19 protein-coding genes and 1 pseudogene are annotated in these 20,626 nt (G+C 73.1%); 5 read left to right on the plus strand and 15 right to left on the minus strand.

The features are described 5' to 3' along the window. Nucleotides 1–222: 222 nt before the first annotated feature. The 6 genes and pseudogenes from ACTWQE_RS28480 to ACTWQE_RS28505 all read right to left on the minus strand — a co-directional run bounded on the left by ACTWQE_RS28480 (nucleotide 223) and on the right by ACTWQE_RS28505 (nucleotide 5,708). Entirely contained in the window at nucleotides 223–1,407 is a 1,185-nt protein-coding gene (locus ACTWQE_RS28480; RefSeq protein ID WP_443331940.1) for an IS4 family transposase, read from the minus strand. A gap of 553 nt (nucleotides 1,408–1,960) precedes the next feature. Beyond that, complete coding sequence (locus ACTWQE_RS28485) at nucleotides 1,961–3,406, minus strand: Mut7-C RNAse domain-containing protein (protein WP_443331954.1); 1,446 nt, start codon at nucleotides 3,404–3,406, stop codon at nucleotides 1,961–1,963. Next, a pseudogene (locus tag ACTWQE_RS28490) lies at nucleotides 3,389–3,622 on the minus strand (Mut7-C RNAse domain-containing protein); the annotation flags it as partial. The gene ACTWQE_RS28485 and the pseudogene ACTWQE_RS28490, both read right to left, overlap by 18 nt. A gap of 333 nt (nucleotides 3,623–3,955) precedes the next feature. Continuing rightward, nucleotides 3,956–4,249, minus strand: coding sequence for an acylphosphatase (locus ACTWQE_RS28495; RefSeq protein ID WP_443331941.1), 294 nt, complete (start codon nucleotides 4,247–4,249; stop codon nucleotides 3,956–3,958). An 86-nt stretch (nucleotides 4,250–4,335) separates the two neighbouring features. Continuing rightward, a complete protein-coding gene (locus ACTWQE_RS28500; protein ID WP_443331942.1) occupies nucleotides 4,336–5,109 on the minus strand; it encodes a DUF72 domain-containing protein in 774 nt (257 codons plus the stop codon). Nucleotides 5,110–5,153: 44 nt separating this feature from the next. Further along, nucleotides 5,154–5,708 (minus strand): DUF1990 family protein, encoded by a 555-nt coding sequence (locus ACTWQE_RS28505; protein WP_443331943.1) that lies wholly within the window; start codon nucleotides 5,706–5,708, stop codon nucleotides 5,154–5,156. 120 nt (nucleotides 5,709–5,828) lie between these two features. On the opposite strand from ACTWQE_RS28505, the gene ACTWQE_RS28510 reads away from it, so the two are divergent. Then, the gene (locus tag ACTWQE_RS28510; RefSeq protein WP_443331944.1) at nucleotides 5,829–7,013 is read left to right on the plus strand and encodes a zinc-dependent alcohol dehydrogenase; all 1,185 of its coding nucleotides are present in this window, start codon (nucleotides 5,829–5,831) and stop codon (nucleotides 7,011–7,013) included. A 45-nt stretch (nucleotides 7,014–7,058) separates the two neighbouring features. On the opposite strand, the gene ACTWQE_RS28515 is transcribed toward ACTWQE_RS28510, so the two are convergent. From ACTWQE_RS28515 to ACTWQE_RS28530, 4 genes are all read right to left on the minus strand, one after another. After that, nucleotides 7,059–8,177: an FUSC family protein gene (locus tag ACTWQE_RS28515; protein ID WP_443331945.1), complete on the minus strand. Its 1,119-nt coding sequence runs from the start codon at nucleotides 8,175–8,177 to the stop codon at nucleotides 7,059–7,061. A 52-nt stretch (nucleotides 8,178–8,229) separates the two neighbouring features. Beyond that, a complete protein-coding gene (locus ACTWQE_RS28520; RefSeq protein ID WP_443331955.1) occupies nucleotides 8,230–9,702 on the minus strand; it encodes an aminotransferase class I/II-fold pyridoxal phosphate-dependent enzyme in 1,473 nt (490 codons plus the stop codon). Nucleotides 9,703–9,836: 134 nt separating this feature from the next. Further along, complete coding sequence (locus tag ACTWQE_RS28525) at nucleotides 9,837–10,571, minus strand: VOC family protein (RefSeq protein WP_443331956.1); 735 nt, start codon at nucleotides 10,569–10,571, stop codon at nucleotides 9,837–9,839. Between the two features lie 128 nt (nucleotides 10,572–10,699). After that, nucleotides 10,700–12,241 carry an FAD-dependent oxidoreductase gene (locus tag ACTWQE_RS28530; protein ID WP_443331946.1) on the minus strand — a complete coding sequence of 514 codons (1,542 nt, stop codon included), beginning with the start codon at nucleotides 12,239–12,241 and terminating at the stop codon, nucleotides 10,700–10,702. 423 nt (nucleotides 12,242–12,664) lie between these two features. On the opposite strand from ACTWQE_RS28530, the gene ACTWQE_RS28535 reads away from it, so the two are divergent. Both ACTWQE_RS28535 and ACTWQE_RS28540 read left to right on the plus strand, forming a co-directional pair. Next, complete coding sequence (locus tag ACTWQE_RS28535; RefSeq protein WP_443331947.1) at nucleotides 12,665–13,324, plus strand: HemK2/MTQ2 family protein methyltransferase; 660 nt, start codon at nucleotides 12,665–12,667, stop codon at nucleotides 13,322–13,324. Beyond that, entirely contained in the window at nucleotides 13,302–13,523 is a 222-nt protein-coding gene (locus tag ACTWQE_RS28540) for a CDGSH iron-sulfur domain-containing protein (RefSeq protein ID WP_443331948.1), read from the plus strand. Before ACTWQE_RS28535 ends, ACTWQE_RS28540 begins: the two co-directional genes overlap by 23 nt. A 408-nt stretch (nucleotides 13,524–13,931) precedes the next feature. Here ACTWQE_RS28540 and ACTWQE_RS28545 read toward each other — a convergent pair whose 3' ends face one another. Both ACTWQE_RS28545 and ACTWQE_RS28550 read right to left on the minus strand, forming a co-directional pair. Beyond that, nucleotides 13,932–14,957 carry an iron-containing redox enzyme family protein gene (locus ACTWQE_RS28545; RefSeq protein WP_443331957.1) on the minus strand — a complete coding sequence of 342 codons (1,026 nt, stop codon included), beginning with the start codon at nucleotides 14,955–14,957 and terminating at the stop codon, nucleotides 13,932–13,934. 11 nt (nucleotides 14,958–14,968) lie between these two features. Further along, nucleotides 14,969–16,168: a carboxylate-amine ligase gene (locus ACTWQE_RS28550; RefSeq protein ID WP_443331949.1), complete on the minus strand. Its 1,200-nt coding sequence runs from the start codon at nucleotides 16,166–16,168 to the stop codon at nucleotides 14,969–14,971. 255 nt (nucleotides 16,169–16,423) lie between these two features. Between ACTWQE_RS28550 and ACTWQE_RS28555 the strand changes: the two genes are divergently transcribed. Continuing rightward, the gene (locus tag ACTWQE_RS28555) at nucleotides 16,424–16,594 is read left to right on the plus strand and encodes a hypothetical protein (RefSeq protein ID WP_443331950.1); all 171 of its coding nucleotides are present in this window, start codon (nucleotides 16,424–16,426) and stop codon (nucleotides 16,592–16,594) included. Between the two features lie 328 nt (nucleotides 16,595–16,922). Here the strand turns inward: ACTWQE_RS28555 and ACTWQE_RS28560 are convergent, their stop codons facing one another. Both ACTWQE_RS28560 and ACTWQE_RS28565 read right to left on the minus strand, forming a co-directional pair. Continuing rightward, the gene (locus ACTWQE_RS28560; RefSeq protein ID WP_443331951.1) at nucleotides 16,923–17,057 is read right to left on the minus strand and encodes a hypothetical protein; all 135 of its coding nucleotides are present in this window, start codon (nucleotides 17,055–17,057) and stop codon (nucleotides 16,923–16,925) included. A gap of 25 nt (nucleotides 17,058–17,082) precedes the next feature. After that, a complete protein-coding gene (locus tag ACTWQE_RS28565) occupies nucleotides 17,083–18,729 on the minus strand; it encodes an acyl-CoA dehydrogenase family protein (RefSeq protein WP_443331952.1) in 1,647 nt (548 codons plus the stop codon). Nucleotides 18,730–18,835: 106 nt separating this feature from the next. Here ACTWQE_RS28565 and ACTWQE_RS28570 point away from each other — a divergent pair, with 106 nt between their 5' ends. Continuing rightward, nucleotides 18,836–19,579: a PaaX family transcriptional regulator C-terminal domain-containing protein gene (locus ACTWQE_RS28570; RefSeq protein WP_443331958.1), complete on the plus strand. Its 744-nt coding sequence runs from the start codon at nucleotides 18,836–18,838 to the stop codon at nucleotides 19,577–19,579. A gap of 148 nt (nucleotides 19,580–19,727) precedes the next feature. On the opposite strand, the gene ACTWQE_RS28575 is transcribed toward ACTWQE_RS28570, so the two are convergent. Beyond that, entirely contained in the window at nucleotides 19,728–20,282 is a 555-nt protein-coding gene (locus ACTWQE_RS28575; protein WP_443331953.1) for a hypothetical protein, read from the minus strand. Nucleotides 20,283–20,626 lie beyond the last annotated feature (344 nt).

The following is a 20,626-nucleotide window of genomic DNA, read 5'->3' on the forward strand; positions in this document are numbered from 1 at the left end:
CCAATGCCGTTGCGTTACGGGTCTGGCGCCCTTGGTGCGCTGATCAGGACGGCTTCGGTGGAGGTCCGGGTGGGTTGAGGCCAGTGCCGGTGCTCGGCTCTCTTGAGCCGGTAGTTGGACATCTTGCGCTTCACCACGCGGGGCTGGCTGCGGAGCCGGCGCGGTGGCAAGAGCCTGGCCAGCAGGTCGTCGCGGAGGTGGACCAGCGCGGTGACCAGCTGTTCAGGGGGAAAAGATCCCTGGTGAGGTGGTGACACTGCGGCGGGCGGCCCGCAGGGTGTCGGTGAAGGAGAGCCGGTCGGGGTCGACCGTGCGGGTGGCCGCGGTTCTGCACATCAGCATGCGCAGTGCGTGGTGGACCAGCAGATGCGCCCAGATCTGCTGGCGTATGCCGTCCGGGGTCTTGCTGGACAGCACCACCTTCGGTCCCCGCTGGTGGGTCTTGATCTCCCCGAGCGCGGATTCGATCTCCCACCGCTGGTGATACAGCGCGGCCAGCTCAGCCGCGGGGTACGCCTGGGGGTCGAGCAGATCGGTGACCAGCCGGTACCCACTCTCCTCGGCACCGGGGACGCCGCGGAGGTCGTAGGCGATGACGCGGACTGGTACTGGATCACGCTTCTTGGCATCGGTGCCGGCGTGGATGCGGGAGAGCCAGGAGCCGTCCGATAGCCGCTGCTGCACCGGCAACACCCGGTTGGCCGGCACCCGCCACAGCACACGAGCGCCGGTGGCGGTGAAGGCCCGCCACAACGGGACACCGAGGAATTCCCGGTCGGCCAGCACCAGCATGCCCGGCCCGGTAGAGCGCACCAGACGGGCCGACAGCGTCACCTCCCCGACCCGGCAGCCCTCCAGCTCCGCATCCAGGACCGCATGCGTGCCGCACTCCACCAGCGCGGCCATCCGCACCTGCGGAAACGCGGCCTTCTCCGAGCCTCGAGCGTTGCCGGGGCGGCCGAACTCCTTCTCATTGGCAAAGCTGTCCGCCACATCCCAGCACGTGCCGTCGATCGCTACCAGCCGCAGCCCACGCCACCACGCACCCGGCGTTCCTTCCTCCGCCAGCGGCCGAGCCGCAGCGGCGAACAGCACCCGCAGCGGCTCCGACCCCAGCCGCTCCCTCGCTCTGAACAGGGATGACTTCGCCGGGATCCGCCACGAGCCCCACAGCCCGGCCCCCCGCAGACCCTCGACCAGGTGCCGCAGCACCTCCAGATACGGAGCCGGTGAGAACAACGCCAGACCAAGAACGAAGTAGACCACCAGCCGGGCGGGCAGCAACCGTCTGCGTTGTTCGGTCCGGCCACACGCGGCGACCACCCGATCCACCAGACCCGGCGGATACACCCACGTCAGCAACCCAAGACCCGATAACTCCCGCACACCCTCGACCACCGGCACCACCCCCGAGACGGTCCCAGCACACTACTTGCCGACGTAACGCCGCCTAAACGCAACGGCATTGGCCCTAGGTCCCCTTCCGACACATGGCGCCGTCCGCCGCAAGGCGGGGCCCACGCCAGGCTCCCGGACATCGTCCGGGAAACCCCCCAGCCGCGTCGGCGGCAAGCGGAAGAGTGTCCGCCGGAATTCCCCATGCCCAAGGCAGGGCTGCTCGGACGCTCCGGCACCGCGGCTGGGGTTCCTCCTTGCCGAAGGCCGGGGGAGTGTGCCGATCCTCGTGGGCAAGGGGGAATGTGTCGGGCAGGACCGGTGACAACCGGCCCGCTCCCGGTCACTCCTCCGGGGGCGGGCGCCCGAGCGCGCGGCGTGGAGCGGTTCTCGAACCGGCCGACGTTCGTGTCCAGCGGATGGGTCGTGTACGGGTGGCAGCGCCCATGGGCCTGGAGGCCGGTGTGCCCCGGTCGGCCGTTCCCCTGCGCGGTCCACCTCGGGAGTTGCCCACCCGGTCCCCGGGCGGGCGCGGTCGCCGGTACGGCGGAGGGCGCGGGAGCGGTCACCGGCCGGTGAGCAGCACCCACACCGTTCCCCGGGCGAACCGGACGGGCTCCCCGGACGGAGTGGTGAAGCGCGTGCCGCTCTCCGGGTCCGCCCGGCTCCACCGGGCGTCGTACGCCCTGCCGTCCCGGAGCACGAGCGCTGTGCCGGAGCCGACCGTCTCGCTGTACGGGGAGACGCTCCCCAGCTTGTCCTGGAGCGCCGAGTCGCGGATGGTCACGCGCTGGACGACGACGGTCGCCGCCGTGTCGCGCCCGCCGTCGGTGGTGCGCGCGGGGTCGCCGTCCATCGAGACCAGCCACCGCTTGTCCTGCGGCGACCAGGTGAAGGCGTACCGGGCGGCCGGGTAGCGCACGGTCTGCTCGGCGACCTGCCGCCCGCCCGGCGGCGCCGCCCCGAACCGGAACCCGATGTCCGACGCCTTGCTCGCCCCCGGGGCGTCGGCGAGGATCCGGGCGGGCCGGATGTAGAGGTTGTGCGGGGCGGGCCGCTCGCTGTCGCGGACGTAGGCGTCGGGGGCCTTGCCGGGGGGCACGGCGTACAGCGGAGCGTTCATGAGAAACGGCCGCAGCCTGGACTGCGCCCCGGAGTACGCCAGCGCGGGCCTGCCGAACTGCCGCAGCAGCTCGACATCCGACTCGCGGGCGCTGCGCACCGGGCCCAGCTTCGGAGGCAGGCGGGAGGAGAGGACCGCCAGTATCCGGGTCTGCCCGCCCTCGACCTGCTCCACGTAGACGATGTCCGCCGCGCCGAGACCGGTGTGCGGCCGCGCCGGTCCGACGTTGTCCACCTTCACCGCGAGTACGGGCCCGGGCCGCGCGGGGAGGCCGGTGAACGGCGAGACGGTCTGCCCCTGCGACGGTGTCGGGGCGGGCTCGTCCCCGGACCCCGAATCCGTGCATCCGGCGAGGCCGAAGCCCAGGACGGCGCACACCACGGCGACGACGGATATACGCCGCGCCGCCGTCACGATCCGCTCCAGCCGTCCGCTGTGGGCGCCGTGCCAGTAGACCCTGCCGCAGTCCGGACAGCGCATGAAGGTGTCGTACGTGCGCCGGGTGCCCGGCCGCAGCAGGTGCGCCACCTCGGCCTTGGCGACCGATGACAGCGGCGCGTTGCAGGCCATGCAGCGGGTCCAGGGAGCCAGCCGGGGCTCGAACCGTTCGAGTACGTCGGTGAGTTGGGCGTCCCGCTGAGCGCCGCGCACATACGCCCCCCGCCACAGCGCCCTGCGGCGCAGCAGCCCCCGGTCCTGGGTCAGCAGCACCCGGCGCTCGCGGTTCGCCTGCTCGATCAGGGCGTCGTCGCCCATGTCGTTGCGGTAGGCGGTGTCCACGCCGACCAGCCGCAGCTGCCGGGCCAGCGCGCCGAGATGGACGTCGAGGACGAAACGCAGCGGCTCGGGGCGCGGCTCCTGCGGGCGTGGCACCGGCCGGACCTCCACGACGTCGCCCGCGCGAGGGCGGTAGGAGGCGCGGACCGTACGGCCGCCGGCGACGAGTGTGCCGACCTCCGGCAGAGGAACGCCCAAGGACTCCACCACATGCCCGAGCGAGGAGGTGCCGTCGACCGGCACCCGGACCTCGCCGGCCCGATGGCGGGCCGGCAGGAACAGCCGCAGTTCCGCGGCGAAACGAAGGCGCAACGCCGATGCGTCCACGCATTCAGCATGCCATCACCGGCTCGTCCGGAGCGCGCCGAAGGACCGGGCGGCAGCGGACGGCCAGGGGCCGGGCCGGCAACCCGCGAGGAGCGAACCCTTCCCTGTCCCAGCACACTCCCCCAGCTACCGCTGGGTGGGGTCCCCCCGGCCGAAGGCTGGGGGAGTGCCCCCACGCTGCGGTGTCGGAGTCGCCCGGGTACTCCCCTGGCCTTCGGCATGGGGGACCCCAGTACGAGGGCGATCTCCCCCAGACTCAGGGGCGCCCCCACCGCCGTGCGATGCACCGCACCGGACGCCGCGAGCTTCCCGGCAACCGTCCCGGTCACAGCACTAGAAAGGCCTGGGGGTGCCGCGGATCTCGAAGTTCGTGAGCCCCTCCGGCTCCTCCTCCGTGACCGACACCTCGTCGACGATCGCCGTGGGCGGCCCCTCGTGTGCCCAGGCGACCATCTCTCCGACCCGCTCGGGGTGCCCCTCGAATACGGCCTCGACGGTGCCGTCCGGCAGATTCCGCACCCAGCCCGACACGCCGCGTAGGGTGGCCTCGCGGCGGCATGTGTCGCGGAAGTACACACCCTGCACATCACCGGAGACCACCGCCCGTCTGCGCACGATGCCTGCCATACCCCGTCCGTTTCCCTCCGCCGGCGGCCCCGGGCCGGCCTCGGCCCCCGGGCCCGTACGACCGCAGGTATATCCCGTGCCCGCGGTCAGTCCGCGGAGCCGCGCCCGGTGGGCGTGCGGCTCACGGCGCGGCCCGCACGGGAGGCCGCGCGGGCGAAGACGGTGGCGTCGAGGACGGCCGCACCGCCCGGGTCGTTGTTGAAGTACACGAACACATCGGCCGTGTCGGGCCAGGTGTCGGCGATCCGCCGTACCCACGTGGCGAGTGCCTGACGGCCGTAGTGCGGCCATGGCTCGGCGCGGCCCTCGTGGAGGCGCAGATACCCCCAGTCGGCGGTCCGCCACAGCGGCGTCGCCGGTCGGGAGTACCGGTCCGCCCAGCACAGCGCGGCGCCCCGCCGCTCCAGCACGGCCCGGACCTCCGCCGTCCACCACGAGTCGTGCCGCGGTTCGACCGCCACCCGGACCCCCGCGGGGAAGCAGCCGAGGCAGGTGTCCAGGGCACCGGTGTCCGCCCGGAGCGTGGGCGGTAGTTGCAGCAGAACGGGGCCCAGCCGGGGGCCGAGGCCGGAGGCGTGCGACATCAGCCGCTCCACCGGCTCCCGCGGATCGCGAAGTCGTTTGATGTGCGTGAGGTAGCGGCTCGCCTTGACCGCCGCGACGAACCCCTCCGGGGTCCGCTCCCGCCAGGAGGTGAAGGTCTCCACGGTCGGCAGCCGGTAGAAGGCGTTGTTGCTCTCCACCGTGGCGAACTGCCGGGCGTACTCCTCCAGCCACAGCCGCTGCGGCAGCCCGGGCGGATACAGGACCCCGCGCCAGTGCTTGTACTGCCAGCCGGAGGTTCCGACGAGGAGCGTCATGTTGCGAGCATGCCCCTTGCGCCCCGCGGCCTATCAGTGGCCGCTCAGCGGCTGCCCACCGCGGCCGCCACCGCCCGCAGATAGCGCTCCGCGGCGGCCCGCTGCACCAGCCGTCCGACGGGGCCGCCCCAGCGGGTGTACCAGTTGCCCGGACGGGAGAAGGCGGTCACCGCGAACCACACCCCGCCCCGCTCGTCGAGCGTGACGGTGAAGGACTCCTCGCCGCTCTCCGGATGCCCGGGCAGCGTCCCGTACGCGAAGCCCGTACGGCGCGGCCCCGACATCGCCCAGACCACCCTGCACGGGATCAGCAGCCGGGGGAACCGCAGACCGGGCGGGCGGGCGGTGACGATCACCGTGTCCCCGGGCGCCGGGGAAGACCCCGGGTGGACCTCGAAGCCGGCCCCGCGCTGCGCGCCCCAGGCCAGCACATACGCCCCGGCCCGCTCGTAGAGCTCCTGCCCGCTGCCGAGGCGGATCCGGCGGCGCAGATGCGTGTACCCGGCGGGGAGCGGGCCTTCCAGAGTGGCCCCCGCTTGCGAGTACGTCAGCTGCTGTCCGCACGCTGTGCGGTGCGCGCGGTGCCGATCCCGGGTCATGGGCCCAATCTACGGACCCGGATCCCGTCCGGGACCCCGGGGTGCGGTTTGGGTCACAGGTCCGGGGTGCACCCGTAGGGCCTCGGCAGAGACCGCGGACCGGTCTCGGAAGGAGGCGTCATGAGGGCTCTGACCTGGCACGGCAAGCGCGACGTCCGCGTGGACACCGTGCCCGATCCGACCATCGAACAGCCGACGGACGCGATCGTACGGATCACGTCCACCGGGATCTGCGGCTCCGACCTGCACCTGTACGAAGTGCTCGGGCCCTTCATGGGGCAGGGCGACGTCCTCGGCCACGAGCCGATGGGCATCGTGGAGGACGTCGGCAACGAGGTCACGTCACTGTCTCCGGGCGACCGCGTGGTGGTCCCGTTCAATGTCTCCTGCGGCACCTGCTACATGTGCGAGGCCGGGCTCCACTCCCAGTGCGAGACCACACAGGTCCGTGACCGGGGGATGGGCGCCTCGCTGTTCGGCTACACCAAGCTCTACGGGGAGATCCCCGGCGGCCAGGCCGAGTATCTGCGGGTGCCGTTCGCCAACACACTGCCGGTGAAGGTCCCCGAAGGCCCGCCCGACGAGCGCTTCGTCTACCTCTCCGATGTGCTGCCCACCGCCTGGCAGGCCGTCGAGTACGCGGCCGTTCCCCCGGGCGGCACCGTGGTGGTGCTGGGTCTCGGCCCGATCGGGGACATGTCCGCACGGGTGGCGCTGCACCGTGGCGCAGGTCGCGTCATCGGCGTCGACCTCGTGCCGGAGCGCCTGGAGCGAGCGCGCGCCCACGGTGTGGAGGTGCTGGATCTCCGGGAGCACGAGAAGGACCTCGGCGAGATCATCCGTGGAATGACCGACGGGCGTGGGCCCGACTCCGTCATCGACGCGGTCGGCATGGAGGCACATGGCGCCCCGGCCGCCAGGATCGCCCAGCAGCTGACGACCATGCTGCCCGGCACGGTCGCGGGGAAGCTGATGGAGCACGCGGGCGTGGACCGGATGAGCGCGCTCTACACCGCCATCGACGTCGTACGCCGCGGCGGGACGATCTCACTGACCGGTGTCTACGGCGGCATGACGGACCCGCTGCCGATGCTCACCCTGTTCGACAAGCAGATCCAGCTCCGGATGGGGCAGGCCAACGTCAGCCGGTGGGTGGACGACATCCTGCCGCTGCTCACCGACGGCGATCCGCTCGGGACCGAGGGCTTCGCCACGCACACGCTGCCGCTGGAGGACGCCCCCTGGGCGTACAAGACGTTCCAGGCCAAGGACGACGGCATGATCAAGACGCTGCTCAGGCCCTGAGGCCCCGAGGGAAAGGCGGCTCCGGCCGGGCGGCGGGCAGCGGTGTCAGCGGGTGAGTCCCACACCTTCCGGCGTCATCGTGTGGGTCGGCTCCGGGACCAGGTCGAACAGCAGTTGGAGTGCGAGTGCGCACAACTGGGTCTCCGCCAGACGGCGGTACGGGGCCTCCGCACCGTCCCGGCCCTCGGCGTCCAGCGCGGTGGCCCGGACCGCCCGGTAGCAGGAGCGGGCCTCCTCCAGCCTCTCCTCCGACGGGCCTGTACCGGATCTGCCGCTCTCGGCCACCAACTCCGCGAACAGCTCCAGCAGACTGCAGAACTGTTCGCGGAACTCGGCGCTGAGCAGGGCCGGGTCGGAACCGGCGCCGCCGCGCCGGGCTTCCCGGGTGAGGACGCGGGCCTGCTCGCCCACCGCATAGAGCGCGTCCAGGGTCGTGTGCGCGGGCAGCGGGGCGTACTGCCGGGTCAGCCGTGACCTGGCGTTGAACCGATGGCTCTCGACCGCCGTCAGTTGGGCGTCGGCCACATCCAGGGTGGTCCGGTGCACGGCGAGCAACCGCGCCGTGCGGTGCGCGGATCCGTACAGCTCTCCCTGTCTGATCTCCGCCGCCGTGTCGCGGAGCAGCTCGGCGGTGCGCAGCCCCAGCCGGTAGGCGGCCTCTCCGGCCTCCGCCCGCCGGAGCGGCGGCGGCAGCACAGCGTTGACGGCGATGCCCACCGCGGCGCCGATGGCGACGTCACCCAGCTTGGGCACGGCGTACGCCATGGGTGCGCTGCCACCGGCGAGGAGCACGAACAGCGCCGTGAACGGCACTTGAAGGCTCTGTCCGCTCAGCTTCGGCCAGGCTCCGAGCAGCAGTGCGGCGGGCACGACGACCAGGATCCCCCACAGGCCGGGCCCGAAGACCGCCGAGACCGGCACGCCCAGCACCACTCCGAGCAGGAACCCGATGGCGTACCGCCCGGCTTCGCGCAGCGAGCTCAGCACCGTCGGGTACACACCGAGGAGCGCGGCGAGCGGCGCGAAGTAGGGCTGTTCATGGCCCGGGATGAGGTGGGCCAGCCACCATGCGCCGCCCGCGGCGGCCATGGCCTTGGCGAGCAGCTGGAGATCCGGGGCGGACCCCCTCGGTCGGGTGAGGATCCGGCGCAGACGGTCGAGCATGTGCTGACGGCTTACCCCTCGTGAGGTAACGGGCAAACGTGTGGATAACGGGTCACTGTTCGATCAGTACGCGCAGCGTGCCCAGGCCGGTGTCGGCGGCGTCCGGGACGCGCATACCGGCCTCCACCCCCGTACGGAGATAGCGCAGCACCGGCCCGGTCAGGCGCTCACCGGGGAGCGCGGCCGGGATCCCCGGCGGGTAGGGGGTGAGCATCTCGGCCACCACGCGGCCTTCCGCCTCATGGAGGGGCACGTCCTCGTGGGCGCCGAAGTACGCGTCGCGGGGCAGGCACGTCTGTTCCATCAGCAGGTCGCCCGGCGAGGGCACGGCGACCTCCGGTGCCGGACGCAGTCCGGGCGCATGCGCGGCGAGGTCCCGGAGCCCGGACAGGAGCGCGGACGTGGTGGACGCGTCGTCGGCGTGGGTCAGTTGGGCACTGATCCGGCGGTGGTCGGCCAGGTGCAGGTCGATGTGGTGGTACTGGCGCAGCCAGTCGGCGGCACGGTATCCGGTCGTGCCCAGTCCGGTGATGTCGATGACCACGGGCAGCGCGTCGAGGTCGGATGCCAGGTCCGGACCGACGAAGTCCGTCCGGTCGTTCACATGCAGCCCGTCGATGTCCTCGATCTCCTCCCGCACCCGGCGGCCGAGCTCCAGCGCGCCGGAGAGGAGTTCCCGGCCGTGCTGGGCCATCTGCCGCCGCCATCCGTCGAGTCCGGCGTAGATGAGGGCCGACGGGCTCGTGGTCCCCAGCAGGTCGGCCCGGGACTTGAGCGCCGCCGCATCGATCAGGTCACCCCGCAGATGGAACACGGAGCCCTGCTCCAGGCCGCTGCCCATCTTGTGGATGCTGGTCACACAGACGTCCGCGCCCGCGTCCATCGCCCAGGCGGGCAGTTCGGGGTGGAAGGGCAGATGGGCGCCCCACGCCTCATCGACGATCAGCGGGTGCCCCCACCGGTGGCACACGTCGGCGATGGCGGCCAGGTCGGCACACGAACCGTACGGGGTGGGGCTGGTCACCAGGGCACCCCGCGCCTCGGGGTGCTCGGCGAACGCCTTGTCGAAGGCCTTCGCCGAGGGCGGATGGGCGAGATGCCGCTCGGAGTCCCACTGCGGCTCGACCCAGATGGGCCGTACGCCGGAGAGGATCAGCCCGGACACCACCGACTTATGGGCGTCCCGGCCCACCAGCAGGGTCTCGTGCGGCCCGGCCGCCGAGAGCATGGCGGCCTTGACCGACAGGGAGCTGCCGCAGGTCGAGAAGAAGGTGTGCTCGGCGTGCACCGCGTCGGCCATCAGGATCTCGGCCTGCTCGAGGACCCGCCCCGAGGTCCGCCGGTCGTCCAGCCCGCCCGACGCCAGGACGTCGGAGTGGAAGACGGCGTCACCGAGGACCGCCCGGACCCGCGGGTCGGCGCCACGGGCCTGCTTGTGCCCGGGCGGGGTGAAGGGGATCTCCTCGCGCTCGTGGTACCGGGCGAGGGCGTCGAGTACGGGTGCTTGCGTGTGGTCCATATGCAGACGCCTGCCCGCGGTGGCCGAAAGCGAAAAGACCGACCGGCCCCCCTGCGTGCCGGCGGGCCGGTGGACTCGGGGACGTATGAGCGGGCGGGTGGATGCGTGGGCCGTTGGCCCGGGGGCACGTGGGCGCGGGGTCAGGTACCGCAGAAGGCCAGGTGGAACAGGCCGCCCTCGGGGTCCCTGAGCTCCGCCACACGGCCGAAGTGCGAGTCGCAGGGCGGCGAGACGACCGTGCCGCCCGAGGCGACGGCCTTCTCGGTCGCGGCGTCGACGTCGTCCACGCAGAAGTACACATGCCATTGCGGCCGGATGTTCGGATCGGGAGCGTCCTCGACGCCCCCGCCCCGGATGTCGGCCACGGTGTGTCCCGCGATCCGCAGGACCACCCGCTCGTCCTCGTACCGGACGTCGATGCACTCGTCGTCCTGCTTGTCCCAGTCGAACACCTCTCCGTAGAAGAGAGCCGAGGCGAACGGGTCCCGGGTCCGCAGCTCGAGCCACGCCGGGGCACCGGATCTGCGGCCCACCCGCCAGTCCGGGTCGACCTCGCCCTGCCAGATGCCGAACACCGCGTCGGAAAGATCGGCGGCCCACGCCACGCGCCCCTTGCCGAACTCGATCGGGCCCACCGCGACCGTGGCGGAGCGCTCACGGACGCGCTCGGCCACCAGGTCCGCGCTGTCGGCGGCGAAGTACGCGGTCCAGCAGACCGGGAAGCCCATGGTCCGAGCCATCGCCCCCAGGCCTGCCACCGGCGTCCCGTGGGCGAGCGCCACCGAGTAACTGCCGGCCCCCTGGAAGCCGGGCTTGTACTGCCAGCCCAGCACAGACCCGTAGAAGTCCTGAGCGGCCTCCAGATCGTGCGCCATCAGACTCACCCAGCAGGGCGCACCCTGCACCGCCCGCGTCGTGGCCCGCACGGCGGTTCACCTCGTTCCCGCGGAATGGTCAGTGCTTCCACCCTCCGCCACGAGCGCCGGGAACGCCACCCGGCTGTTCAGTCCGTTCCGTCCGTGAGAGGCCTGGGTTCCAGGGGCCGGGTGGCCGGTCCGTGGAGGACCGAGCCGTCCGCGGCGAACCGCGAGCCGTGGCAGGGGCACTCCCAGACCCGCTCGGCGTTGTCGAAGCGCACGAGGCAGCCGAGGTGGGTGCAGCGGGCGGAGACGGCCGTGACCGTGCCGGAGTCGTCCCGGTGGACGGCACAGTACTGCCCGCCCAGCCGCACCACGGCACCGCTGCCCGGCGGGATGTCCTCCACCGAGTCGAGGTGGGAGGTGTGCAGCCGGTCGCCCACGAAATGCTTGGCGACGAACGCCTGCTGGTGGAGCAGTGGGGACGTCTCACGCAGATGCGGAAGACGCCGTGGGTCGTACAGCTCCGTCCACGCCGGCCGGGGGCCGCCCACGATGTGGGAGGCCAGCAGCCGTCCGGACATCACCCCGCCGCTCATGCCCCAGCCGCCGAAGCCGGTCGCCACGTACACATGCTGCGTACCGGGGTGGAAGTGCCCGACGTACGGCAGCCGGTCGGTGGTGACGTTGTCCTGGGCCGCCCAGCGGTAGGCGATCCCCCCGGTGACCGGGAAACGCTCGCGGGTCCAGTCGGTCAGCCGTGCGAAACGCTCCTCCACATCGGCGGTGCCCGGCTCGAAGGACTCACCGGTCACGAGCAGCAGCCGGTGCTCGTCGTCCAGCGGAGCCGTACGCACCGAACGGGTGCGCTGCTCGGGGGTGATGTACATGCCGATCGGCGCACTCCCGGCGGGGACCGGCGCGGCGACGACCACCTCCCGGCGCGGCTTCAGACGGGCGAAGAGCATGGACCGGTCGAAGACCGGATAGTGCGTCGCCACGACGGCGTCCCGCGCCACGACCGTGGCGCCGGTCTCGGTGGTGATACGGCAGCGCGCGCCGTCGTGCAGCCCGGTGGCCCGGGTCCGCTCGAAGATACGACCGCCACGGCTGACCAGGTCGCGTGCGAGGGCGAGCAGAAATTTGCGCGGGTGGAACTGCATCTGGTCCTCGACTCGCACCGCCCCCGAGACCAGGAACGGCAGTTCGGTCACCGTGACGAACGACGCCGACAGACCGGCCTCGCGCGCCGCCCCGACCTCCGCCCGGATCTCCCCGGCCCGGCGCTCCGACTCCATGTAGGTGTACGCGGGAACGCGCTCGAGCTCCGCGTCCACCCCCAACTCGGCGCAGATACGGCCGACATGCTCGACGGCGTCCTGGTGCGAGTCCGCGTACAGCCGTGCGGTCTCCCGGCCGAATTGCTCCCGCAGCCGCGTGTACGCCAGGGAGTGGAGCGAGGTCAGCTTGGCCGTGGTCGACCCCGTCACTCCGGAGCCGATGCGGTCCGCCTCGAGGACGGCGACCCTCACCCCGGCGCGCTCCAGCTCCCACGCGGTGCACAGCCCGGCGATACCGCCGCCGACGACGGCGACGTCCACCTCCAGATCGGAGTCGAGCGGCGGGTGGGCGGTGCTCTCCGTCGAGGCCATCCAGTACGACTCGTGTGTCACGCGGTCATGCGGCATGCACCGCGGGTTCCCCCTCGACGGGGCCGGGTAACGGCGAGGACGCGCTCCGTCCCGTACTGCCGGGGTGCTTGCCCGGAGGCCCCGTCCCGGGCCGGGGAGACCCGGCCCGCCTGCCCCCATGCGAGGTCCCGTTCGGCCGGGGGTGCCTCGACCCCTTCGATGCAGGGCGCGAGGTCCCGTCCGGACCCGGGCTGTGGGAGGTGCCGTCCGGACGGTGTGTGGGGTCTCGTGCCGAGCCGAGCGGCGCCGGGTCCCGGCCACGGTCTGGCGCCTCGGTCCGTTCGGCCTGGGCCCGCGGAGGTCGAGCTGGAGCACGGGAGGGCCCATCCGACCCGGTGCGGGAGGTCCCGTCCTGAGCCGGGGAGACACGAGCTCCCGTTTGATCCGGGGTGCGGGAGGTACTCGGGAGCGGTGTTGCTCATGAGACCGCCAGGGGTCTACTCCCCGCAGGGCGACTCCCATCTGCTCCGCGAGGCCCTGCTGACCGCGGCCGTCCCGCCCGGGGCCCGGGCGCTGGACATCTGCACCGGCACCGGAATCCTCGCCCTCGTCGCGGCCCGTCTCGGCGCGGCGGAGGTCCGGGCAGTGGACGTCTCGCCCCGGGCGGTCCTCACGGCGCGGTGCAACGCCCGGCTGCACCGGCTGCCGGTCACCGTGCACCGGGGCGACTTCCTGAGCTGCACGACGGGCCGCCGGTTCGATCTCGTCACGGCCAACCCGCCGTACGTGCCGTGCCCCCCTGGCCACGCCGGAGCCGGCCGCGGCCGGGCGCGGGCCTGGGACGCCGGAGCGGACGGACGGGCCCACCTCGACCGGCTGTGCGAGGCGGCGCCCCGGCTGCTCAGCCCCAACGGCATGCTCCTGCTGGTCCACTCCGACCTGAGCGGACCGGCCAGGACGGTGCAGATGCTGCGTGGCGCCGGGCTCAAGGCCTCGGTGGTGGCCCGGCGCCGGCAGCCTTTCGGGCCGGTTCTGCTCAGCCGTGCGCCGTGGCTGGAGGAGCAGGGCCTGATCGCCCCCGGCCGGCGAGAAGAGGAACTGGTGGTTGTCCGTGCCGATGTCGTCCCCTGCCCCGTCTGAGCGCCGCCGGGTCGTCATCGACCCGGGCGGCCCGCTGCTGATCGAAGGACCGGTGGAGGTCGAGCTGGAGGACGGCCGTACGGTCGTCTCCGACCGGTTCGTCGTCGCCGTCTGCACCTGCCGGCGCAGCCGTAGCTACCCCTGGTGCGACACCAGCCACCGGCGGCACAGCCGTCCCGCCGCGGCGGAGGGCGACTGAGCAATCCCGGCCCTTCCGGCCCCCGTGCGGGACCTGTCCCGGACCGCGTCCCGACCTGTTTCCGGCCTGCCCCGGTCCCCGTCCCGGACCTGTTCCCGTTCCCGGACCTGTTCCCGGACCTGTTCCCGTCCCGGTCCCGGGCCCCGGACCCGTTCCCGCGTCCCGGACCCGGTCCGGACTCCCGCCGGAGTTCCGGGCACCCTCGCGCCGGGCGTGCGCCGTTCGAGCGGGTCGGCCCGCCGGGGCTGGGAGACAGACGCCCAGCCCCGCACCACGGTCAACGCAGGGCAGCGACCCACCGCCGTCTCACCGCGCGCCGCCCGCAGCGCCCGGCGCCCCGTAAGGCCCGCCCCGTCACAACGTCCGGTGCCCTGACGGCGGCTGGTGCCGCTTCAGTGCTCCTGGGACTCACAACGGGCGGCGCAACGACGTTTCCCCGCGCTGCCAGCATCCGAGGAGATGCGCCGCGAGCCGGTCCTCCAGCACCTCGGTCGCCTGGATGCCGAACACCACATCCGGTGCCAGTTCCGGGCTCACCGCCAGCAGGTCCGCGACCACGTCGCGGCGCAACACCTGTTCGTGCACCGCGTCCGCCTCGATGTGCTCGCTGTAGAACAGGACGCACGCCGGGTCCGCGCCCATGCGCCGGAGCGCGGCGACCATACGCCGAGCGCTCGGGGCCGTCGTGATCTCGGCGGCGGCGAAGTGCCCCACCAGAGCCCCGCGGAGGCTTCGGTGCAGCCCGAACAACGACATCATGTTGACGATCGCCAGGGCGGGCGCGGGCACGGCGTCCAGATAGTGCAGACACCCGGTGTGCAGCCCGGCCCCGGCCAGCAGGTCCGCATACAGCCGGGAGTGCATCCGCTCCCCGCGCCCGGCGCCGAACTCGTCGTACTCGACGGCCACGAGGGCGGCCTTGGCCCGGCCCTGGAGGCGGGGGATCACCCAGGCGTGCGGGTCGGCCTCCTTCAGGTGGTAGATGGACCGGTGCACCAGGAATTCGCGCATCTGCCACCACTCGCCGTGGTCGCGCAGATGGTGGGAGACCCCGGCTCCGTCCACCGGCTCCACGAGCAGCGCGCCCAGGGCGGCGCCGACCTCGCCACCGGGCGTCGCGGCGCGCAGCGCGTCCAGGAAGACCCGCTCGCAGCCGCCGCGGAACGTCAGCAGTCCCGGGTCCCACTCCCAGGCGTCGTCCACGCCCTGGAACCCCCGGTAGTGGAGCTCGTAGCACAGCTGCAGTGCCAGCTGCAGGTCCTCGCCGAACGGGTCGCTGCCGTCCGCATCCGGCCATCTGTGCCCTGCCGGACCGGGCCGCGACGGCAGGGCGGCGGCGACCGCCGCGGAGAGGGGCCCGCGTGGCTCGGGGAGCGTCGGCGCGGTGGGGTCCGGCACGGCGTACGACACGGCGGGATCTCCCACGGAGGACAGGGCGGGGTCACTCACGGACGACCTCCTCGGTGCCGGTGTTGGGCCGGAGCGGTCCGATGGGCCACATACCGCACCGCCGCCGCCGGTTCCCCGGCCGCGCGCTGCCGTTCCGCGCCCGTCCCGTGCGCGAGGAGGCGGGACGCGGCGGTCCGGACGCCGTCCAGGTCGCCGGCCTCCTCGAGAGCGGCGCGGACATGGCGGACCAGCGCCTCGACGAGGGCGGTCGCCGGTACGCGCTTCTCCCGTACGGGGTGGACACCGGGGCCGCGCAGCCCGTACCGGGAGGCGGACCAGACCGCGGCGGCCGCTACCTGGTCGCGGACCGGCACCGTTTCCCGGCCCGCGGAGAGCCCGGTGAGCGCGGTGCGCACGAGCGCGCGGGACAGCGCTGCCTGGAGTGCCGCCTCCTCCACGGTTATCGAGGCGTCCGCCACCCGCACCTCGACGGTCGGGAAGCGCGGCGAGGGCCGGGCGAGCCAGAAGCTCATCCGGGCGTCGATCAGGGCGCCGCAGTCGACCAGCCGTCCGACCTCCCGTTCGTACGCCGCAGCCGAGGCGAAGTGCGGAGGTACGCCGGACCCGGGGAAGCGGGACTGCTGGACCATGCGCCAGCTCGCGTACCCGGTGTCCAGGCCGTGGTGGAACGGTGAGTTGGCCGAGAGGGCCAGCAGGGTCGGCAGCCAGGGGCGCAGCTGGTTGACCACGGCCACCGCGGTCTCACGGTCCGGCACCCCGACGTGTACATGGCATCCGCACACCTGGTAGTCGGCCACGATGCCCGGATAGGCGTCCCGGATCTGCCGGAAGCGTTCCCCGTCGGTCACCGGCGCGGGTCCGGCGGCCAGCGGAGGCGTCCCGCTGGAGACCAGCAGGGCCCCGTGGCTCGCCGCCGCGGCGGCGAGCCGCTCCCGGCCCGCCGTCAGCTGCGCGGACAGATCCTGCAGCCGGGTGCACACGCCCGTGGCCGACTCGACCTGGGTGGACAGCAGTTCGTGCTTCAGCTCCGGCACGGCAGCAGGGGTGTGAGCGGCTCGGACGTCCGCCAGGACCTCGGGTGCACACGGCACGGGATGACCGCTCGCGGGGTCGAGGAGTCCTCCTCGACCCCGAGGGTGGACCCGGTCGTTTCGAGGGTCATGAGGTGCTCCGGTGGCACGGGAGTCCTGGACGGTACGGAGTGCCCCCTGACCAGCGGTGCAAACGCCGCGCACCCCAAGCGTGGCGAAATAACGCCGCGCGCCCCGGCCCCCGGGCCGCTAATCTGGTATCCGACGGACAGCCTCTTTGGGAAGCACCGACACCCTCGGCCCGTCCCGGGATGCGCCAGCCACCATGGTCGCAGTCCCGGTCGCGTAATCCGGCGCCACCGCGTCCGAACGGCCCTCTCACAGCCCCACCGGGCGTCCGGCGCCCGGCCGAGGCTGCGTCGGCACGTCCGGTTCACCCGACGCGAAGGAGTGTGCGCGGTGACACCCAAGAAGACGAAGCGGAACCAGCTCCCGCAAGAACCTGAGGAGCGCCATAAGCGGACGAAGGAAGTCCGCAACCTTGATGTCTGGGCCAGATCAGCGCCGATCCGGCTGGCAGGCTACGAGGACGACCCGGCGGAGTCGCACATCCTCCGCGGCATCGACTGACCCGTTCCGCACACTCGGGGCCCGGCCGGACATCGGCCGGGCCCCGAGTGTCACACCGGCCCGACGGACTGCGGCACGCGGTGCCCCGCCCCCCGGGGCCCCTCGTCACCTCAAGCGCGGTTGCAGCCGGGTCCGCTCGGAAAGGGCGGGCACAGACCCCGGGCCCGGAACCGCGGGCACGCTTGCGCAGGACTGCGGTCCAGGGCCGTGGAGTCCGGACCGTTGACGCGACGGCACTCATGCTGCGAGACGCGAGGCGGCCCGCCGGCGCAGGTGCCGGGCACAGACACCGGGCCCGGACTCGGGGGGAACCACCGGGAGCAGCCGTTCAGAGACCGGTGAAGTCGCCGTAGCGGCCCGCGCCCGCGGTGAAGCGGGCCACGTCGTTCACGCCCTCCGCCGGCGCCGGCTGGCCGTCCACGGCGTTGCGCACGCCGGGCCCGGACAGGATCACCGTCGTCACCGGGCCCTGCCGCTCGACCCGGAGGTCATACGGACTCCTTGGGCAGGGCGCGATCGAGGATGGGGCCGAGGTCGGTACCGGCGGGCAGTGTGCCGAACGCGTTGCCCCAGTCCCCGCCGAGGCGAGAGGCGCAGAAGGCGTCCGCGACCGCCGGATGGCTGTGCCGTACGAGGAGGCTGCCCTGGAGCACCAGCGCCATCTCCTCCGCCAGGCGGCGGGCGTGCAGCTGTGCGCCGTCCGGGTCGGTCAGCCGGGGGAGGGCCGCGCGGACCCGGGCGACGGCCGCGTCCAGCCGGTGGTCGGTACCGGCGGCCGCGTCCACCTCGGCCAGGAAGGCGTCGAGCGCCGTGGGCTCCTTGGCCAGGGCGCGCAGCACATCGAGCGCGGCGACGTTCCCCGAGCCCTCCCAGATCGACAGCAGCGGGGCCTCCCGGTAGAGCCGGGGCATCCCCGACTCCTCGACATAGCCGTTGCCGCCCAGACACTCCAGCGCTTCCGCGGCATGAGCACTGCCCCGCTTGCACACCCAGTACTTGCCGACCGCCAGACCCAGCCGGCGCAGCGCCGCCTCGGACTCGTCCCCGGCCTGGGACCGGTCCACGGCCGTCGCCAGCCGCATGGCCAGGAGCGTCGCCGCCTCCGATTCGACCGCCAGATCGGCGAGAACGTTCCGCATCAGGGGCTGGTCGATCAGTTCCGCGCCGAACGCCTGCCGGTGCGCGGTGTGGTGCAGAGCCTGGCGCAGACCCGCCCGCATGCCCGCCGCCGAACCGATCACACAGTCCAGCCGGGTCACGTTGACCATCTCGACGATCGTGCGCACCCCGTGGCCCGGTTCGCCGACCGGCCAGGCCACCGCGGCCTCGTACTCGATCTCGGCGGACGCGTTGGAGCGGTTGCCGAGTTTGTCCTTCAGCCGCTGGAGGTGCATCCCGTTGCGCGTGCCGTCGGGCAGCACCCGCGGCAGCAGGAAGCAGGAAAGCCCCTCGGCGGTCTGCGCCAGCACCAGGAACACATCGCTCATCGGGGCGGAGGTGAACCACTTGTGGCCGGTCAGCAGATACGTGCCGTCGCCCGCGGGGACCGCCTCGGTGGTGTTGGCGCGCACATCCGAGCCACCCTGCTTCTCCGTCATCGACATCCCGGCGATCAGGCCCGCCTTGTCGAGTGGCGGACGGAGCCCGAAGTCGTACGTACGGGCCGCGAGCAGCGGTTCGTACACCGCGGCAAGCTCCGGCTGGGCCCGCAGGGCGGGGACGGCGGCATAGGTCATGGAGACGGGGCAGCCGTGGCCCGCCTCGGCCTGGGACCAGACGTAGAACTGGGCGGCGCGGAAGAGATGGGCACCGGGGCGGGGGTCGGTCCAGGGCGCGGCGTGCAGCCCGCTCTCCACGGCCACCGACATCAGCCGGTGCCAGGCGGGGTGGAACTCGACCTCGTCGATGCGATGGCCGAAGCGGTCATGGGTACGCAGCCGCGGCGGCGTCTCCTCCGCCGTCCGTGCCCACTCCTGCACCTCCTCCGAACCGGCCAGCGCTCCGAGAGCCCGGACCTGGTGCTCGCTCCAGCCCGCCCCCTCACGCCGCAGCGACTCCAGCAGCGCCGGGTCGTCCGCCGTGCTGAACCCGGTCAGGGGCGGTGCCTGGTTGAGGACTTGGTGCGTGGCGCTCACGGCAACCTCCGGGGGAGTGGCATGGTCGGCTCCTGCTCCGGACGTTACAGTTTTCCTACGCATGCTGGAAGACTGTAAGAAGGACGGAGAGGGGAATCTGCGCCGGATGGACGACACGGCAATCCCTGGACTGCGGCCGTTGACGGCCCGCTCGGTCGTGCTCAGCACGCTGCTGGGCCACCATCCGCCCCACCTGCCCGTCCGCTCCCTGGTCCGGGTGGGCGAGCTGTTCGGTATCGCGGAGGGGACCATACGGGTGGCCCTCTCCCGTATGGTCACGTCCGGCGACCTCGAACAGCGTGCGGGGGAGTACGGGTTGACCGCGCGACTCCTGGAGCGTCAGGCCCGGCAGGACGACAGCCGCGCTCCCCGGACCCGCGCGTGGGACGGCGCCTGGGAGATCGCCGTCGTCACCACCGAACGCCGCCCGGCCGCCGACCGCTCGGCGCTGCGCCAGGCCATGACGGCCCTGCGCCTGGCCGAACTGCGCGAGGGGACCTGGCTGCGCCCCGCCAATCTCGTACGGCCGCTGCCACCCGTCGTCACCGGGCAGTGCACTCTGCTGACCGGCTCACCCGACGGCGACCCGGCCGCTCTCGCGGCCACCCTGTGGGAGCTGGACGGCTGGGCGCGGCGGGCGCGAACGTTGGGGACCGCACTGGAGGAATCGACCGGCCCGGCGGCCAAGTTCACGGCGGCTGCCGCGATCCTGCGCCATCTGCTCGCGGACCCGCTGCTGCCCACGGCCCTCCTCCCGGCCGCCGATTGGCCGGGCGGCGACCTCCGGCGGAGCTACGAAGCCTTCCACGAGGAGATGCGAGCGGTCCTGCACGAGCACGCCGGCCGTTGACCCGACCCCGGTGGATCCGGGTCACTGGGTTTCCGGTTCGGGCGGGGGCGTGTGATGTCGGGCCCCCGTCCGGGCGGGGCGGGTGTCACCCGGGGGGGCTCGGCCCGCGGCGTGGGTCACCGCTTGGCTCGGGCCGGGCGGCAGTGCGTCACCCGGGGCCTGGGCCCGCGTTGCTGGTGCTCAGCGTCTCGAGGCGGCGTTCCAGGGCTTGGAGGGCGCCGGGGCGTGAGCTCCGCACCCGTCGCCGTAGGTCCAGCAGGTGGGTCGCCAGTCCACGGGCCGTGGCAGCGTCCCCCAACAGTTCCCAGCAGTAGTGCGCACGGTCCACGGCTGCCACCACATCCGGAGCTTCCCGGGGCTCGCCACGGTGCAGGCGGGCGTTGGCGGCAGCCGTCCAGAGCTCGCAGGAGCGCGTGAAGTCGCCCGCGAGCCGGGCGAGGTCGGCCCGTACCTCCAGCCAGTGGACCGCTTCGGCGGAAGCGGGGCCGTGGAGGCGGAGCGCCTGCTGCTCCCAGGCGGCGGCCATCGCGGCCGCCTCACCGTGCCGCCCCTCGTGGGCCGCGGCGAGGATGGCGGGATGTGGGTCCGGCACCTGCTCGGGAGCCGGGTGCGGAGGCCGCGGTGCCGGCACCTGCGGGGCGACGGCGGGCACGCTGTCCGTACCACCGTTGTCCTGCACGGTGACGGGTGCGGGGGCGGTCACGGTTGGCGGCAGGGGTGGGGGCAGGGGATAGGAGGCTGGGCCGGGTCGGTCCGCCACAGTGCTGTCGCGCGTCGCCGACGCGTCACGCGGAACGCTTCCGCTCGGCGCGGACAGGTCGCTGGGACCGTCCCCGCGCTGTACCGGCAACGGCCCGGCACCGGGTCCGTTCGGGAGGGGGAACGCGCCGGTACGGGGTCCGTCCGGGACGGGGGACGCGCCGGTGGCGCCCGCAGCGGGGGCGGGGGAAGCGTTCGTACGGCCTCCACCCTGGGCGGGGGAGGGGCTGGTGGAGCCGAGGACCGGGGCGGGGGAGGTGCTGGTGGAACCGAGGACCGGGGCGGGGG

This window comes from Streptomyces sp. 8N706, assembly GCF_052245415.1.
Lineage (GTDB): Bacteria > Actinomycetota > Actinomycetes > Streptomycetales > Streptomycetaceae > Streptomyces.

Excerpts from the sequence above, each read along its gene's own strand:
- ACTWQE_RS28505 (WP_443331943.1), bottom strand. The coding sequence starts at position 5,708 with ATGACCCGGGATCGGCACCGCGCGCACCGCACAGCGTGCGGACAGCAG.
- ACTWQE_RS28570 (WP_443331958.1), top strand. The coding sequence starts at position 18,836 with ATGGACGACACGGCAATCCCTGGACTGCGGCCGTTGACGGCCCGCTCG.
- ACTWQE_RS28495 (WP_443331941.1), bottom strand. The coding sequence starts at position 4,249 with ATGGCAGGCATCGTGCGCAGACGGGCGGTGGTCTCCGGTGATGTGCAG.
- ACTWQE_RS28510 (WP_443331944.1), top strand. The coding sequence starts at position 5,829 with ATGAGGGCTCTGACCTGGCACGGCAAGCGCGACGTCCGCGTGGACACC.
- ACTWQE_RS28535 (WP_443331947.1), top strand. The coding sequence starts at position 12,665 with ATGAGACCGCCAGGGGTCTACTCCCCGCAGGGCGACTCCCATCTGCTC.
- ACTWQE_RS28540 (WP_443331948.1), top strand. The coding sequence starts at position 13,302 with ATGTCGTCCCCTGCCCCGTCTGAGCGCCGCCGGGTCGTCATCGACCCG.
- ACTWQE_RS28530 (WP_443331946.1), bottom strand. The coding sequence starts at position 12,241 with ATGCCGCATGACCGCGTGACACACGAGTCGTACTGGATGGCCTCGACG.
- ACTWQE_RS28500 (WP_443331942.1), bottom strand. The coding sequence starts at position 5,109 with ATGACGCTCCTCGTCGGAACCTCCGGCTGGCAGTACAAGCACTGGCGC.
- ACTWQE_RS28515 (WP_443331945.1), bottom strand. The coding sequence starts at position 8,177 with ATGCTCGACCGTCTGCGCCGGATCCTCACCCGACCGAGGGGGTCCGCC.
- ACTWQE_RS28525 (WP_443331956.1), bottom strand. The coding sequence starts at position 10,571 with ATGGCGCACGATCTGGAGGCCGCTCAGGACTTCTACGGGTCTGTGCTG.